Raw genomic sequence first — 15,801 nt, 5'->3', positions numbered from 1 at the left:
GACAAGGAGGTCTTCGGTAATAAGGAGACCTTTGGTAATCAGGAGACAAATATGCACGTGACTCTCGTCGAAATTAATGTGAAAGATGACAAAGTTGAGCAGTTTATTGAGGTTTTTCGCGCCAATCATCAGGGTTCTATCCGCGAGGCGGGGAACTTGCGTTTTGATGTGCTAAGGGACGAGACGATCCCAACCCGTTTTTATATCTATGAGGCTTATACCGATGAAGCTGCGGTGGCGGCACATAAGCAAACCCCCCATTACCTGAAGTGTGTCGAACAACTGGAGGGATTGATGACCGGCCCACGCAAGAAAACAGTATTTATCGGCCTGATGCCTTAGCCGACACGGGCAGCCGATTTCCTACGCTGCCCGCATGTTGGAGCCGCATGGCAAATTTAGCGACTGAGCCACATCACGCGCACACGCTAAAACTTATCCGCACCCATAAACCGCCTAGTAACTCACTGTGCAATAACTCTGGGCGGGTTTTATGGTAGGTCGTAATGTCTTTTACCAATGCTAACCCCAGCCCCGCCCCTTGCTGCTCACCCACATTATCCAACCGGTGGAATGGCATCAGCGCTTGCGCAGCTTCATCTTGTGCAATACCAGGGCCACTGTCTTCTATTTCTAACCAACAGCGCCCTGTGTCACCGCCTATAACCAACCGTACCGTCACCACGCCCTGCTTTGGTGTGTATTTCAACGCGTTGTCCAGCAGGTTATCGCACAGTTCCGTCAGCAATAAGGCATCCCCCTCGATCCAGCACTCAGCCCCCCCCTCATAGCCCAGATCAATCTGCTTGCTGCGGGCTTGAGCAAGGTGTGCAAAACACGCGTCGCGTAATAGTGGGCCGAGATTAACCGGTTGTAGTCTGCGCTCGTGTACTTTCATCCGTGATAACTGCAATAACCGATCCGTCAGGGAAACGGTGTGATCCAGTGTCCCGCGCATCGCCAATAGGCTTTCACGCCATTGTTGTGGGGAGTCACTGGCCAGCGCCACCGCCACCTGCGTTTTCAACACCGTTAACGGTGTACGCAATTGATGAGAGGCATCAGCACTAAAGCGCCCCTGACGTGCCACCATTTCCCGTAAACGCTCGATGTAGCGATCAAAGGCCAATAACAACGGTTCCATTTCTGACCATGGCAACACTTTGGGGAGCGGGGTCAGTTCACCGGGATCACGCCGCAGCATCAAGCCTGATAGCTTACGTAATGGCTTGAGAATACCTTTGAGTAAGATATACGCCATTACCAGCGTCAAGAGCACCAGCGTACCTTGGGTCAAGACTGCCGATATCATGATCTGCTGTGCCAGATCATGGCGGGATGCTAGCGTTTCAGCCACCAGCACCATCGCCATCCCCATAACACCAGACTCATTAACCGGTTGATAAAGCGCAGCCACACGTATTGGTTTGCCTCGGTACTCGGCATCATAAAAATGTACCAATGCAGGGTAGAGAAGGGATCGTGGCGTATTCAGCGGGAAAGGCGGTAAATCATTGTAGCCAGCTATACTTTTCCCCTCTGGCGTAATCACCTGATAGTAAAGCTGATCATTCATATTGCGCTCAAAACTATCGAGGACAATATAAGGGACATCAACCTCTAGCTGCCCATGACGAACAACCAACCGCTCCGCCACCGTCCGGGCAGAGGCTAATAACGTGCGGTCATAAGCTAACGTAGCCGCATTCATCGCACTGATATAATGGGTATAAATAGAGATCCCGCCCAAAATCAGTAGTGGGACACCAAAAAACAGCAGCAATTGATGAAACAGCGAATGTGGGGCTTTAAACCATCGTGGCACAGTAGTGTTAGAGCATGCCATTAGTGCATTCCAGGCTGTAACCTAAACCGCGTAAAGTCTGGATAGAGACATTACTGCCATGCAGCTTTTTACGCACCCGATGCACATACAGTTCAATACTTTCTGGATTGGCATCATCGGATAAGGTAAATACCTGCTCAAACAGTTGTTGTTTGGCAACTGGCCTACCCCGGCGATGCATCAGTGAGGTTAATACTGCCGATTCCCGCGGTGTCAGCGCCAGTGGCTTATCCGCTAACAGAAAGTAACCTTCGTCGTGATAGGTCAACTCACCAAATTGCACCGCCTGCCCGGTTCCACCGACACTACGCCGTAATAGAGCACGTATCCGCGCCTCCAGTTCATCCAGTTCAAACGGTTTCGTCAAATAGTCATCCGCCCCCAAGTTCAGCCCTTTCACCCGGTCTGCCACTTCCGTTCTGGCGGTCAACAACAGCACCGGCAGCGTTTGCCCACGCTTACGTAGCCGGGCCAGCAAATCTAACCCGTTCAAACGTGGCAACGCCACATCCAATACCACCAGCGCGTAATTTTCGTTTTGCAGCAAATGATCGGCGGCAACACCATCATTTGCCACATCCACAGCGAAGCCCGCATGAGTCAATGCTTTCTGTAACCAGTGAGATAACTCGGGGTGATCCTCTACCAACAAGAGACGCATATCACATCCTGTACTTTTTCCTTCCCATTGAAAGGTAACTGAAAGGTTAATCTATTAACAATTCAGCAACCTCGCAATCGCGGGAAGGCTCACAATTTAGACGAAAATAATGAGGGAATAAGATGAAAAGGATAATTACCCGCACTTTAGCCGCCTCGATTCTGATACTGACAGCACAAATGGCACAGGCTATCGAGGCACCTGGCAGAACAGAATGTATTGCGCCAGCCAAACCCGGCGGCGGCTTTGATCTTACCTGTAAATTGATTCAGGTTTCCCTGCAAGAGACTAAAGCAATTGATCGCCCAATGCGGGTCAGCTATATGCCAGGAGGTGTCGGAGCGGTTGCCTATAACGCCATCGTGGCGCAACGGCCAGCAGAGTTTGGCACCGTGGTCGCGTTCTCCGGCGGCTCTTTACTTAATCTGGCACAAAATAAATTTGGCCGTTATAGCCCTGACGATGTGAAGTGGTTGGCGGCCGTTGGCACTGATTACGGCATGATCGCCGTGCGGGCTGACTCTCCCTATAAAACGCTAACAGATCTGATGGATGCCTTTAAACAAGATCCTAACAGCGTGGTATTCGGGGCCGGTGCCTCGATTGGCAGCCAGGACTGGATGAAAACGGCGTTACTGGCCCGTGAGGTGGGCGTCGATCCCCATAAAATGCGCTATGTGGCCTTTGAGGGTGGCGGTGAACCGGTTACCGCATTGTTAGGTAACCATATTCAGGCGGTGTCCGGGGACTTAAGTGAAATGGTGCCCTATCTGGCAGGCGACAAACTACGGATATTGGCTGTTTATGCAGAACAACGCCTGCCTGGCCAACTGGCTAATATTCCTACGGCTAAAGAACAAGGCTTCAATTTAGTGTGGCCGATTATTCGTGGTTTCTATCTCGGGCCGAAGGTCAGTGATGCCGAATATCAATGGTGGACGGAGACCTTTAACACCTTGGTACAAACTGACGAGTTCAAAAAACAGCGCGAATTACGCGGCTTATTTGAGTTCAACCTGACCGGCAAAGAGCTGGATGTGTATGTCAAAAAACAGATTGAACAATATCGTGAACAAGCTAAAGCATTCGGGCTGGCCAAATAATTAAGGAGAAAGATCATGAGCGATCGTATTTTTGCCAGTATCTGGATCCTACTCTGTATCAGCGGCTTATTTATCGGCTGGGGAATTCAAAGCGAATACAGTTATGAGCCGCTAGGCCCGCGCCCTTTCCCGATGGCAATTCTGGCGTTAATGACACTGTGCGCGTTGCTATTGCTGCTGCGTAAACCAGATGTTATCGCATGGCCGCACGCCAAAGTATTGCATCGCCTGTTGGTGATGGTGATTACGCTGGTGCTCTATGCCTGGGGGTTTGAGTCGCTTGGATTCCCGCTGGCGACAGCCCTGCTAACATTTAGCATCGCATTGTTATTTGAGGCAAAAATATGGGTCGCTGCGCTGTCCGGCGTGGTCCTGGGCGCGTCATTATTCTATGCCTTTGACTATTTACTTGATGTCACCCTACCACTTGGCGTTTGGCTGAACTAACGAGGCTGTGATGGAAACTTGGATGTATTTATCGCAAGGATTTGAGGTGGCATTAACACCACAAAACCTGATGATTGCCCTGATAGGCTGCTTTATCGGTACCATTGTTGGCTTACTCCCAGGACTGGGGCCGATCAACGGCGTGGCCATTTTGCTGCCACTCGCTTTTGCCCTAAAACTGCCCGCCGAGTCTGCCCTGATCTTGCTGGCTACGGTTTATATCGGTTGTGAATATGGTGGGCGCATCTCATCCATATTACTTAATGTCCCCGGTGATGCCGCGGCTATCATGACCGCCCTTGATGGTTATCCAATGGCGCAGCAGGGCCGTGCCGGTGTAGCGCTATCCATTTCAGCAGTTAGCTCATTTGTTGGTTCACTCTTGGCTATTGGTGGGATCATTCTGTTTGCACCGCTACTGGCACAGTGGTCACTGGCATTCGGACCCTCGGAGTATTTCGCGTTAATGGTCTTCGCCATCGCCTGCCTTGGCAGCATGATGAGCCAAAATCCCTTGAAATCACTGCTCGCCGCCTTAATCGGATTGGGGTTGGCGACAGTCGGCGTTGATGCAAACACCGGCGTTTATCGCTTCACCTTTGATAGTGTCCACCTCTCTGATGGAATTCAATTTATCGTGGTGGTGATCGGCTTGTTCTCGGTCAGTGAGATCTTGTTGATGCTGGAAAGTACCAGTACCGGCCAGAAATTGGTGCGTAAAACCGGTCGCCTGATGTTCAACCGCAAAGAGGCGGCAGAATGTGTTGGGCCAACACTGCGATCTTCAGTGATCGGTTTCTTTGTTGGGATTTTGCCGGGCGCAGGGGCAACCATCGCCAGTGCGCTGACCTACATGACCGAAAAGCGCATCAGTGGTAACAGCGATAGTTTTGGTAAAGGGGATATTCGTGGTGTTGCCGCACCTGAAGCGGCGAATAATGCTTCTGCCTGTGGATCTTTTATTCCGATGCTCACTCTGGGCGTTCCAGGCTCAGGCACTACGGCGGTAATGATGGGAGCATTGACCCTGTATAACATCACACCGGGGCCTGCGATGTTCACCGAGCAACCGGATATTGTCTGGGGGTTAATTGCCTCGCTGTTGATAGCCAACGTTATATTACTGCTGATGAACCTACCTCTGGTTGGCTTCTTCACCCGCATGTTAACCATTCCGTTATGGTTCCTGGTCCCCGCCATTGCAGCAGTCTCTGCGGTGGGGGTGTATGCGGTGCACAGCACCACTTTCGACCTGATGCTCATGGTTGGATTGGGTATCTTTGGCTATCTGCTGAGAAAAATGAACTTCCCCATGTCCCCGCTGATTTTAGGCTTTGTTCTGGGCGAAATGCTGGAGCAAAACCTGCGCCGTGCACTGTCCATTAGCAATGGCAATTACACTATTTTGTGGTCGAGCCCTATTGCAAAAAGCTTGCTAATACTGGCCGTGGTGGTGTTGGTGCTGCCGCCAATCCTGCGAGTAGTACGTAAATTCCGCCAATCAAAGCCAGCCGCTAATGAAGGGTAAAAACTGACTCGTATTACTCCGGGGCTGATAATTATAGGATTATTGGCCCCGATTTATTGGGTTAGTCACAATCAAATATTCCGCGTTATAAGATGACACCTATCAACAAAATGCTTAATGAGTAAACTGATCATCACCAGTACCGGAAATGCTTAGACCTTAACTATAATGAAAGTAGATAAGTGTAATCACGATAAATCATGAGGCAAAACCATGTCAGACAAAATCGCCGTCGGCATCAGCGCTTGCCTGTTAGGTGAGAAAGTACGTTTCGATGGCGGGCATAAACGTCTAACATTTGCCGTGGACGAGTTGGCCCCTTTTGTTCATTTTGAGCCGATCTGCCCTGAGATGGCAATCGGGCTGCCTTCGCCCCGCCCAGCGCTGCGCTTGGTTAAAGCAGGCGCTGATGATATTCGTCTCAGCTTTAGTAACCAACCAGAAACCGACCTGACCCGCGCCATGCAGGACTTCTCCGCGAAAAGAATTGCGGGATTGCAGCATTTAAGCGGCTATGTGGTTTGCGCCAAATCCCCTAGCTGCGGCATGGAGCGAGTGCGGGTGTATGAAACCGATGGCAAAAATAACCGCAAAAGTGGTACTGGTATTTTCACTCAAGAATTAATGCGCCAACTACCGTGGCTCCCCATTGAGGAAGATGGCCGCCTGTGTGACCCTGAGCTGAAAGAGAATTTTGTGGCACGAATCTATGCCTTACATGAGTTTAATCAGCTATGGCAACAAGGCATGAGCCGCGCCCGGCTGATCGCTTTCCATAGCCGCTATAAATTGTTATTACTAGCTCATTCGCAACCTGCCTACCGTGAATTAGGGCGTTTCGTTGCGGCTATCGACCAATGGCCTTCAATTAATGAATGTGCTTTTGAATACCGTAACCGGCTGATGGCCCTGATGAGCCAACACTCCTCGCGCCGTGGTCACACCAATGTCTTGCAGCATGTCCAAGGCTATTTCAGCAACCAACTCAGCCCCCGGCAACGCAGCGAGCTGGCACAACTGATTTTGCGTTATCGTCAAGGCAGTCAGCCACTGCTTGCCCCCATTACCCTGCTCAAACATTATTTAGCTGAATATCCCGACAGCTATCTTGCCCAGCAGCGCTATTTTGACCCTTACCCGGAGGTTTTGCGCCTAAGGTATGGGCATTAAGAGGGGGAATTTAAACGCGATATGAAGCCCGTGGTAATTCAGCAAGTTGCCGCGTTATCAGATAACACCTATCAGCAAAATGTCTCCTTTGCGTTATTCTTAGCGCCGAAGAAAATAATTAGCAGTCTTTCTGGTGGTATCACGGCCTCATGGCAGTGAGGCCGCTGTAAAACAGGAGTTTCTATGAACACCACTTATCGCCTGGCGCTGGCTTTGGCTTTTTCTACCACGCTGCTGACGGCTACCGTTCACGCCAATAGCCTATTGGATTCAGTAAAAAGTGCTGCTGACCAATACAGTAAATCGGGTGATAGCTCATCTTCATTGTCGTCATTGACCGGCTTACTCAATGGTGGCGATAAAGGGCTAAGTGCCAGCACCATGACCAATGCTGCCGGTATATTGCAATATTGCGTACAAAATAATGTACTGTCGGCCAATGGCACTTCGGCGATTAAAGACCAATTGATGAGTAAACTGGGTATCACCAGTACCGAAAATGCCAAGAGCCAGGACTATCAGGAAGGTTTAGGCGGATTACTGAAAACCGGTGAAGGTAAGAGTTTGAATTTGAACGATCTGGGCAGTGAGCAAATCACTGAAAAAATCAAAACCAAAGCCTGTGATTTAGTGCTGAAACAGGGTCAGTCGTTCTTGTTGAAATAAACCTGACACACTGAGGTTTATAACAACGCGATTCCTGGCGCAGTGAATGAAGGGTTTACCGCACTCAGAGTGCACGGTGGCTTACGCCACTATTGCCCCAACAGTAAGTATCCCCTTCATTTCACTTTGTCAGCATGCTCTATTTTATGAAGATATTCTGGCGGTGATACGCCATCTGCCCTTCATCGGGGGAAAACTTAACCGGTAAACGCAGCTTCCGCCCTTCATATTTAGCGAAATTATCTTCACTGATACTGCTTTTGAGTTTTTTGATCAGAGGGGATAACACCATTTCCAGATGCTCATTAAAGGTGATTAATCCCTGATCAAAGGCCCGGTCGTGCAAGCTTGAAAGGCACAGACCATTACTGGGATTAAGCCGATGTTCAGCGCCGTGACTCCATGGGCGAATATGGCTGGCAACGAGTAATGCAGGTACTTCTAGTTCAGTAATACAGCAACGATTGTCATAGATGTGCAGTACATTTTTACGAAATAATTGCTGACCGACCCTAGCTTTAATAATCGTAGTTCTTTCGCCGCCACTAAAGTCTTTAATACCACTGTCAGCGTTAATACTATTATCAACTTTAATATTACTATCAAATAGTTGGGTAATCGGCTTTTCTAACTCACTCATCGCCTGTTGGCATTGCAATTCAAAAACTTCAGCATTCTCATTCAATTCCAGCCATAAAGCTCGGTCGGCCTTAGAGACACTCGTTAAACCACTGCGGCCTGAGTCAGTAATAAAAGGGTCCAGACTGGCTAAATTGACCAACTTCATCGCGAGTGCCGAAGGGGTTCTGCCAATTAACGCGGCGTAATGAATAATATCGGGATTTCTGGAATGCAATTTGCCAAAGGGAATTTGGCTATACAGTGTAAAAGCAACTAACAATTGATCCCGCGTCCAGTGATTTACCGCCGCCATGCATCGTCACCCAAAATTAGTGAGTCATTTTATTGAATGCGTTAACTATGCCAGGTGTTGTGGGGTATGGGTACCCTATCCTCCCCAATATATCTTCAGCCCTAACTCGGATAACCATACAAAATCTAAATTAACCACAACAATCCATACCCCAAAAATATCCTGTTTTGGGATATTTTTACGCGGATAGGATAATTACTCGAACACATCACATGGAGGATTAAACATTATGGATAAACAAGACTGGCATCCGGCAGATATTATCGCGGGTTTGAAAAAACGCGGTACAACGATGGCGGCACTTTCCCGAGAGTCAGGGCTGGCCTCTTCAACGCTGGCGAATACGCTGTTGCGCCATTGGCCGAAGGGCGAAAACTTGATTGCACAGGTGCTGGAATTACATCCTGCGGAGATCTGGCCTTCACGTTATCTGAAGCCTAAAAAAACGCGAAAAACGTTGCCAATTGCGTAATTAAATCTAGTTGATTCCACTTCTCCATGGAGGATAAACGGAAGTGGAATCACTAACTTTCAGGCCATCATCCTGCTGCTGTCTCGCAGGCAAAGATATTAGTACCCATATTATATGCGGCTTCAAGTACCGGACCAGGGCCACCTAAGTCTGGCAGCAGTAACACGGTTGAACTCATCACCGGTGCACCGCAGAAATTGAAAATACCGTGCTCAATCTGTATTTTCATCGCTTCGGCAAAGCCATGATTGATATAAGTCTTATGCGCGGCCGCACCGATTCCAATGATATGTACTGGCAGATGCGTCAGCTTTTTGATCAACTCCCCCGCGTCATCATAGGCCCAGCCATTGGAAAACACGCGATCAATCCATCCTTTTAACAATGCGGGCATCGACCACCAGTAAATTGGGAACACTAATACCAGCGCATCTGCTCGCTCAATCCTCTGTTGCTCCGCCAGCACATCATCCGCCAGCGAAGCTTGCCGATTAAAAGCAGCAATATCCACTGCGGTAAACCTTGGGTCAAAACCTTCGGTAGCAATATCGGCAATCTCATAAGTGTGTGTAGAATCCGATGCAACCAACCCCGCTGCAATCTGTCGTGCAACACTGTTAGTGAGTGATTCATGAAGCGGATGTGAGGTAACGATAAGTGAATGCATAATCTGACTCCTGATTGCCATTAAAATGCCGTTGGCGTAATCTATATACCATTAGTAAGTTACTGTTGGTAAGTTACCTTTGGTATATAAGCATGTCAACTAGCAAAAAGAATGTATCGTCACGACTTCGCCTATCGCGTGAAGAGCGTTACCACCAATTAATGAATACAGCATGGCAACTGGTGCGGGAAGAAGGCACTGAAGCCCTGACGCTAGGCCGCCTTGCTGAGCGCTCCGGCGTCACTAAACCGGTGGTTTATGACCATTTCGGCACCCGAGCTGGACTTTTTGCCGAACTTTATAAAGAGTTTGATAGCCGCCAAACCGCATTGATGGATGCGGCCATTGCGCAATGCGAGCCAACACTCACTGCTATCGCCACTGTGACCGCCTCATCATATATTGACTGTGTCCTGCTTCAGGGGCAGGAAATCTCTGGGGTCATTGCAGCATTAAAAGGCACGCCTGAGCTGGATGAGATGAAACGTGAATATTCTAAGGCGTACATCCACAAATGCCGGAATATACTCGCGCCCTATGCTAAAGGGAATCTGATTTCAGATGCCAGCCTATGGGCATTGCTAGGTGCAGCAGAAGGGTTATCGTGTTCTGCTGCTAGCGGCGAAATCACCGCCTCACAGGCAAAATCTGAGCTATTTGAGTTGATTATGGCGATAGTAGAAAGAAGCATGGGCCAGCGCTAGCAACGGCAAAGTATCCTCAAAAAGAATCAGATGGAATAGCAGGCGTAGATTGAAAGTTTACCGAGGCTGTATCAGTAGTTTGAGCGCGAGCAGGTAATGAATGGATTTCCAAATACTCCCCGCACTGCGAGGAGTATTCAGAATAACGTTAAATCGCTTTTTCTGATTCAATACTTTTTTGATTACGACTGACTGCCACTTTGAATAGCCAATATATCAAGCTGGCGGCAACCAGCGAGTTAATGGTTGGAATCCCCCACTCAGTCACCAATCCGATAACACTGCCGACAATACTGGCGATAATGGCAACCCAACCGATAACTGGTGTTTGGGTTTCGTCAGGGAGTTTCCCTTCCAGTCGACTCTTATCCAGAATATTGCGATGAGAGCGCAACACAAAATAGTCCACCAGCATGATGCCGATAATCGGCGGGAATACCACGCCTAGCACCGTAAGGAAATCCACAAACCGATCCAAAATCCCTAACACGGAAAGTGTCGTACCCAGCACGCCGATAACTAACGTGGTTAAGGTGTATTTCAGTTTTTTCCCGGTCAGCCCCTCGACCGCATTGACGATACCGAGGGACGAAGAGTACAGATTAAGGTCATTAACTCTTAATGTTGAGAACACCACCACCAGCAAGCCTGCACCACCCGCGGCCTGAGACATAATAGTCACCACATCAGCCGTTCCGAGCGTTTTAGCAATCAAGATAGCCAAGCCATTGACCACGAACTCCCCGGCCACAATAGTGAAAATCGTCACACCCAACACATGCTTCCCATTTTTGGAATAACGCGTTAGGTCAGGGGTCATCAAGCTTGCCACGATAGCGCCCCCGACAACGATAGTGATACCTGCGCTGATAGACAGAGGATCACCCGGTGGTATCAACTGCATAATTTCATGCAAATTATGCCCGGACAGCGTACTAATAGAGATATAAGCCACCAGCAAAATAAACATCGGAACCGCAATACGTGCGGCGATGCGCAATGCCTTAAAACCAAATGCCACCAAGATAGTCAGCAGGCTACCCGATAAAGCTGCCGCGAATCCGAATCCCAGTTTATTACCCAGCGCGAAATCAAGCGATTTGGCAAAAATAGCGTTTTGTATACCAAACCAACCCAATAAACTCACGGCCACCACAATCCCGATCAGTACTGAGCCTAAGCGACCAAAGCCACACCAGCGAGCCAACAGGCTACCGGAGATCCCTTCACGCATACCGGCCAGCCCAAGACCGTAGGTCACCACACCAAATATTATGCTGCCAATAAGGATTGCGGTGAATGCATCAGTCAGTGTCATGGAGTTACCCAGCACCGCCCCCAGCATAAATTGATCCAGCGCGGTCAGCATACCCATGTGAACGATGGCAACGCTTAAAAATGAAACCCTTTTATCCTGTGGCACGCGGCTTAATGGATAGTCTTCAATTTTGATCACGATAAAGTGCACCCTTGTAGTTCAGATAAACTGGATTCCTTTTGCTACCAGTCGATCCGGAATATAATTATCCAAATGTGCAAATTTGCAAAACTCCTCAAACTGTTGCAACGTGTGGACATCAGATTTTTGATAAATAGTATATATTCTGTTTTCTATTGTTTTAGTGCTGATGTTATATATCTTAGCGATCTCTTTAACAGAAAGTCTTTGCAACATTAAAAATATAACGTCAAGCTCAGCGCGGGTAAAAGTCTTACTATTAATTTCGGTGGTCAGGACGCTTGGTTTTTGTTGGTTTATGTATTTGAGTGGAGATAACGTATTAAGTGGTTTGGCACTCCACATAACACCAATGACTTCTTTTTTATCATTATAAATAGGCAGCTTTTCACTGATAAAGGGGGTCAGAGTATCTTTACCATACCAATAATGTGTTTCTATGACAGTAACCCGATCTTGTGACTCTTCGGTTCTCTTATCATGCTCCATAAACTCGGGAGAAAATTCAGCCCAGTTAGCAGGAAACTCATCGTCCAGCTTCCCCTCTATCTCAAAGTTCAATGGTGTATTGGTATAAAGATAGGCTGCCTTGTTCATATAGATATGGCGGGAATTGAGATCTTTAATGCCCCATGGCTCACTGAGGTGCTCCATCATGGCAATAAGGCCCTTGAAATAAATTTCATTATTTTTATCGGGCAAATCCATTACGACCTCGCCGATTAAAACCGGTTAAATTTCTTTTGCCAGATAGTGCCGAGTATGTTTTTTGGCATATCCACCTAAATCGCCATAGACACGATAGCCTAACTTTTCATAAAAACCTCTGGCCTGGAAATCGAAAGTATCTACATAAGCCATATGACAACCGCGTTTTATGGCTTCTTCTTCTGCTTTTTCCATTAATTGGCGACCATAGCCACTTTTACGATATTCATCACTGACCCAAAGATACTGGACCTCAAGCCCACCCCACCAGGTTCTGGCAACCAATCCTGCTACAATTTTGCCGTTGTCGTTGGTAACCGTTAAGAATAGCGGATGAATGTCTACAGCTTCAGTTTTATTATTGTGAGCCCAAAGACTATCAATGACATACTCTTCGTCTTGTGGGTTTGGCGTATCCGTGACGTTAATATTCATTTTCGTAACATACCTTCCTATATTAATAATTCAAATTGCAATCAAATTAATAAACTCCAACTGATTTTAATATCACTTTTCTTAAAGTGTTACAAGAGTGGTTTTCACCCGTTCCCACAATGGCGTTAAGTGTTTATATTTAATGTGACAGAGCTAAAAAATACCAACTTATCTCGTGAATGTTATCTGTTTGGCCTGCTCTGTCTGCAAATACTGATTTCGCCTCACCAGGGCTTTATCGGGGAAACCTATCAATAACTCACGGCTCCTCCTGTAGAGCAAGGCTAACTTGCCAAAGGGGGGCCGCTCATCCTCCCCAAAATCCATAAATTTTATTGCTTAATATGCTCATTTACCGTCTACCTAGTCAAAAACTGGCCGTTCCGTTTTTATTTACCACTCACTATGAGCTTGAGCTCAAGCTTGTCGAGAGATCCCCAACAGTAAGTCTGCACTCAATACCGTGTTTCAGTACCAGTCCAGCATAAATATTTCTGTATTGTCGCAAGTCGGAAGAGTTGACCGCCGACCGACCATCGGATTTACAATCTCTCTTCCATGAGAATAAAGATCAGAGCCATATTAAATAATGAATTAAATGTAATTTAATTTACTTTATTTCTTTTTAACACCATTTATTATTCAATTACCCCTACTTTAATTATCGTACTCTCACTACAAAATACACTATAAGTAACGTTTATATAAACATAATGCGCACACTATTTTTATATTCATATATCCAATATATTGACTAAGAAGATTTTTGCGTCACGCTCATATTATTTTATATTAATAGCTAGTGTATTATTTTCTGTATTATAACCTTCCCTCCCTGCCTGGAGAGCTGTTATATTTACGCGATATTGGACAAGGACTGGAGAACCTACAGCGGGAACCCAGATGGTCGAAGCTGTTAAACGCTATGTCAGTATTAGATATGAATAATTTACTGACATTTAATTTATAGCTCAATTATTTTGCATAATCCAGGATCAATTAGAGCATCACATTTCATAGATTTAAATTATGACTCCAAACATTCAAGTCTGTGCGCTCATCTCAATAAAGTAGTTAACAAATCCAAATAACATCATTTTAAGTCATATTTTCAACATAAAATACTGAACATTCTACTAACTGTAATTTAGTCCAGTAAACCGTCTGAGTTACTATTGAAAAATTAACCACTAAATATTAGGATTAACACCATATATTGTGTCTATATAAAAACAAGATACCATATATACTACATCAATACTTCTCTTATAAGGATTCAGGCCATGAGTAAAAATACAAAACAAACATCTGGCAATGTAGCTTCCGTTGCTGCGAAGACTTTAAATGACCCTAACGCTTCTGCAATCCAGAAAAGCCTTGCTGGTTCTGCTCTCTCCCAACGAGGAACACCAAATCAGACAAGTGGAGAAATGGAACATAAAGCATCGGTTGCACTTGATAACCCAAATTCCTGTGCATTGACAAAGCAGCTAGCAGCCTCTGTATTAGCACAAGCGAATAAAGATCGTAAATAAGTTCCGTCTTAATTAACTACTGGGGCTAACGCCCCTTTTGTCGATGACTAACCAGCTGACTAATCAGAATTATCCGCCATCGGTGATCTTTACAGGTCATTTTTCTTGGCAAAATCAAACGGCCTAATCATCCGTTCCCGGTTGGCATCTAAATAATCAGCCCCCATTGGATCGCTCAGCTTTATGGATATAAGCCGCACGTACAGAGCTACGTTCTTAATGGCTCATCTACCTCTCTATGCATTCCTTCAACCATAACCATACCTGCAATTCGGCGGAAAGGGGTTATACCTCATTATGCGCGGGTCACTACTATGGGAGAAATACTGTAGACCCTGCCAGACCGGTATTCACAGTATCAAATACATCCCAAACAAGCTTCTGAGCCCCAATTTTCTCACCGTATAGCTATACAACATCATTACCCCAAAGCAATTCCATGGACCACCATATATACCGTAGGCCGATTTAACCAAACGTAAAACTTAGGGTAATTAAGGATATCATCATGTATCAACGCATCAGAACCGCCCTGACAACAGAGGGCTCACGAGTGAATAGTGCAAGTATTTTTCTAGGTTCAGCAACTGAATGCTATTACTGCCCTTCCTGCCATAACCCGCTGCAATTACAACATACTCATGTCGCAGGGCGTCTATTCATTCATGACCAGGAGCATCCCGATTTTAACCCCGATATAAACTGTAAATACCGAGCAAAAATGGCATCAACATCGTCACAAACTACTGATACCTTAAGTACCCTGCGCAGGACTATCATGGCCCAACATGTGCCATTGAGTTCTCTGCCACACAGAGCTTACTTCTGTGTGCTATGCCAGCATAAGTATACTGGAACAAAAACATGCCCCCAATGCCAACAACTCCTGTATACGACGGAAAGCAGTTTGAGCGATGACCATCAAGTTGCCCTGAGCGTCAAACCCGACGTTATTCTACGGTAATAACAACCGCTAAAGCAGTACTTTTGCCTGTAAACGGCCGTTTGGAAAACGTTAAGATTACCGCCTCCTCCAGAATCGGATATAGTTCCCTTCCATTCTGATTGATTAATGCTGTTGCTATCGTATGAACCTCAATCGCTTCTGTTATTTGCTTCTGGCCTTAGTTGCTATCGGCTGCTCATTTTTGCTTCATCCTCTTGTGATGTGGTTCCTGTTCGCTAACGTGTTGACGCTCGTGGTTTATGGTGTAGATAAAATGGCGGCCCGCAAAGCCTGGCGTAGAGTGTCTGAGTTCACCTTGCTGGTGTTTGGATTTGTGGGTGGATGGCCCGGAGCAATTCTCGGTCAGCAAATCTTTCGCCATAAAACACAAAAACAGCCCTTTAAAACGTACTTCATCATCAGTGTGATATTGAATATAGTGGTGCTAGTGGCGCTATACCGACTCGTTCCCTACTGAGCACAGAGCCTGGCCAGTGCACCCCGTACTGACAGGACAGAT

20 protein-coding genes and 1 pseudogene are annotated in these 15,801 nt (G+C 46.8%); 13 read left to right on the top strand and 8 right to left on the bottom strand.

Annotated features, from left to right (window positions below; all coding sequences use genetic code 11):
* Positions 1-51 precede the first annotated feature (51 nt).
* The gene (lsrG, locus tag ACWJJO_RS03000) at positions 52-342 is read left to right on the top strand and encodes a (4S)-4-hydroxy-5-phosphonooxypentane-2,3-dione isomerase (RefSeq protein WP_083160770.1); all 291 of its coding nucleotides are present in this window, start codon (positions 52-54) and stop codon (positions 340-342) included.
* A 73-nt stretch (positions 343-415) separates the two neighbouring features.
* Here the strand turns inward: lsrG and ACWJJO_RS02995 are convergent, their stop codons facing one another.
* Both ACWJJO_RS02995 and tctD read right to left on the bottom strand, forming a co-directional pair.
* Positions 416-1,846 carry a sensor histidine kinase gene (locus ACWJJO_RS02995; RefSeq protein WP_481090625.1) on the bottom strand — a complete coding sequence of 477 codons (1,431 nt, stop codon included), beginning with the start codon at positions 1,844-1,846 and terminating at the stop codon, positions 416-418.
* Positions 1,833-2,507 (bottom strand): transcriptional regulator TctD, encoded by a 675-nt coding sequence (gene tctD / locus ACWJJO_RS02990; protein ID WP_083160774.1) that lies wholly within the window; start codon positions 2,505-2,507, stop codon positions 1,833-1,835. The genes ACWJJO_RS02995 and tctD overlap by 14 nt, the downstream gene beginning before the upstream one ends.
* A 122-nt stretch (positions 2,508-2,629) precedes the next feature.
* Here tctD and ACWJJO_RS02985 point away from each other — a divergent pair, with 122 nt between their 5' ends.
* The 6 genes from ACWJJO_RS02985 to ACWJJO_RS02960 all read left to right on the top strand — a co-directional run bounded on the left by ACWJJO_RS02985 (position 2,630) and on the right by ACWJJO_RS02960 (position 7,421).
* Positions 2,630-3,610 (top strand): Bug family tripartite tricarboxylate transporter substrate binding protein, encoded by a 981-nt coding sequence (locus ACWJJO_RS02985; RefSeq protein WP_372568625.1) that lies wholly within the window; start codon positions 2,630-2,632, stop codon positions 3,608-3,610.
* Between the two features lie 15 nt (positions 3,611-3,625).
* Complete coding sequence (locus ACWJJO_RS02980; protein WP_481090624.1) at positions 3,626-4,057, top strand: tripartite tricarboxylate transporter TctB family protein; 432 nt, start codon at positions 3,626-3,628, stop codon at positions 4,055-4,057.
* Positions 4,058-4,067: 10 nt separating this feature from the next.
* Positions 4,068-5,585, top strand: a complete 1,518-nt coding sequence (locus tag ACWJJO_RS02975; protein WP_083160779.1) for a tripartite tricarboxylate transporter permease — start codon at positions 4,068-4,070, stop codon at positions 5,583-5,585.
* 213 nt (positions 5,586-5,798) lie between these two features.
* Complete coding sequence (locus ACWJJO_RS02970; RefSeq protein WP_083160780.1) at positions 5,799-6,755, top strand: YbgA family protein; 957 nt, start codon at positions 5,799-5,801, stop codon at positions 6,753-6,755.
* Between the two features lie 21 nt (positions 6,756-6,776).
* On the top strand, positions 6,777-6,914 hold the full coding sequence (locus ACWJJO_RS02965) for a hypothetical protein (protein WP_193784736.1): 138 nt from the start codon (positions 6,777-6,779) through the stop codon (positions 6,912-6,914).
* A 24-nt stretch (positions 6,915-6,938) separates the two neighbouring features.
* Complete coding sequence (locus tag ACWJJO_RS02960) at positions 6,939-7,421, top strand: YjjA family protein (protein ID WP_372557903.1); 483 nt, start codon at positions 6,939-6,941, stop codon at positions 7,419-7,421.
* A gap of 139 nt (positions 7,422-7,560) precedes the next feature.
* Here the strand turns inward: ACWJJO_RS02960 and ACWJJO_RS02955 are convergent, their stop codons facing one another.
* Entirely contained in the window at positions 7,561-8,355 is a 795-nt protein-coding gene (locus tag ACWJJO_RS02955) for an HNH endonuclease (protein WP_083160783.1), read from the bottom strand.
* Between the two features lie 229 nt (positions 8,356-8,584).
* On the opposite strand from ACWJJO_RS02955, the gene ACWJJO_RS02950 reads away from it, so the two are divergent.
* A complete protein-coding gene (locus ACWJJO_RS02950) occupies positions 8,585-8,827 on the top strand; it encodes a helix-turn-helix domain-containing protein (protein WP_083160785.1) in 243 nt (80 codons plus the stop codon).
* 67 nt (positions 8,828-8,894) lie between these two features.
* Here ACWJJO_RS02950 and ACWJJO_RS02945 read toward each other — a convergent pair whose 3' ends face one another.
* Positions 8,895-9,494 (bottom strand): NAD(P)H-dependent oxidoreductase, encoded by a 600-nt coding sequence (locus tag ACWJJO_RS02945; RefSeq protein WP_083160787.1) that lies wholly within the window; start codon positions 9,492-9,494, stop codon positions 8,895-8,897.
* A gap of 161 nt (positions 9,495-9,655) precedes the next feature.
* Here ACWJJO_RS02945 and ACWJJO_RS02940 point away from each other — a divergent pair, with 161 nt between their 5' ends.
* Positions 9,656-10,198, top strand: coding sequence for a TetR/AcrR family transcriptional regulator (locus tag ACWJJO_RS02940; protein WP_442821462.1), 543 nt, complete (start codon positions 9,656-9,658; stop codon positions 10,196-10,198).
* A gap of 148 nt (positions 10,199-10,346) precedes the next feature.
* On the opposite strand, the gene ACWJJO_RS02935 is transcribed toward ACWJJO_RS02940, so the two are convergent.
* The 3 genes from ACWJJO_RS02935 to ACWJJO_RS02925 are packed head-to-tail and all read right to left on the bottom strand — an operon-like array spanning position 10,347 to position 12,800.
* Entirely contained in the window at positions 10,347-11,654 is a 1,308-nt protein-coding gene (locus ACWJJO_RS02935; RefSeq protein ID WP_372568624.1) for a cytosine permease, read from the bottom strand.
* Positions 11,655-11,675: 21 nt separating this feature from the next.
* Positions 11,676-12,365 (bottom strand): helix-turn-helix transcriptional regulator, encoded by a 690-nt coding sequence (locus ACWJJO_RS02930; RefSeq protein WP_083160791.1) that lies wholly within the window; start codon positions 12,363-12,365, stop codon positions 11,676-11,678.
* 24 nt (positions 12,366-12,389) lie between these two features.
* Entirely contained in the window at positions 12,390-12,800 is a 411-nt protein-coding gene (locus ACWJJO_RS02925; RefSeq protein WP_083160793.1) for a GNAT family N-acetyltransferase, read from the bottom strand.
* Positions 12,801-13,602: 802 nt separating this feature from the next.
* On the opposite strand from ACWJJO_RS02925, the gene ACWJJO_RS02920 reads away from it, so the two are divergent.
* Together ACWJJO_RS02920 and ACWJJO_RS02915 are read left to right on the top strand one after the other, a co-directional pair.
* Positions 13,603-13,770, top strand: a complete 168-nt coding sequence (locus ACWJJO_RS02920) for a POTRA domain-containing protein (protein WP_193784737.1) — start codon at positions 13,603-13,605, stop codon at positions 13,768-13,770.
* 313 nt (positions 13,771-14,083) lie between these two features.
* On the top strand, positions 14,084-14,335 hold the full coding sequence (locus ACWJJO_RS02915; RefSeq protein WP_372557899.1) for a hypothetical protein: 252 nt from the start codon (positions 14,084-14,086) through the stop codon (positions 14,333-14,335).
* 89 nt (positions 14,336-14,424) lie between these two features.
* Here the strand turns inward: ACWJJO_RS02915 and ACWJJO_RS02910 are convergent.
* Positions 14,425-14,614 (bottom strand): annotated as a pseudogene (locus ACWJJO_RS02910) (hypothetical protein); the annotation flags it as partial.
* A gap of 229 nt (positions 14,615-14,843) precedes the next feature.
* Here ACWJJO_RS02910 and ACWJJO_RS02905 point away from each other — a divergent pair.
* Both ACWJJO_RS02905 and ACWJJO_RS02900 read left to right on the top strand, forming a co-directional pair.
* Positions 14,844-15,299 carry a putative zinc ribbon protein gene (locus ACWJJO_RS02905; RefSeq protein ID WP_481090623.1) on the top strand — a complete coding sequence of 152 codons (456 nt, stop codon included), beginning with the start codon at positions 14,844-14,846 and terminating at the stop codon, positions 15,297-15,299.
* 124 nt (positions 15,300-15,423) lie between these two features.
* Positions 15,424-15,759 carry a DUF1294 domain-containing protein gene (locus ACWJJO_RS02900; RefSeq protein ID WP_050311260.1) on the top strand — a complete coding sequence of 112 codons (336 nt, stop codon included), beginning with the start codon at positions 15,424-15,426 and terminating at the stop codon, positions 15,757-15,759.
* Positions 15,760-15,801: the final 42 nt, after the last annotated feature.

Source organism: Yersinia antarctica, assembly GCF_056636475.1.
Note: the sequence above shows the minus strand (reverse complement) of the source record. Positions and strands in the feature narration are given on the sequence as shown.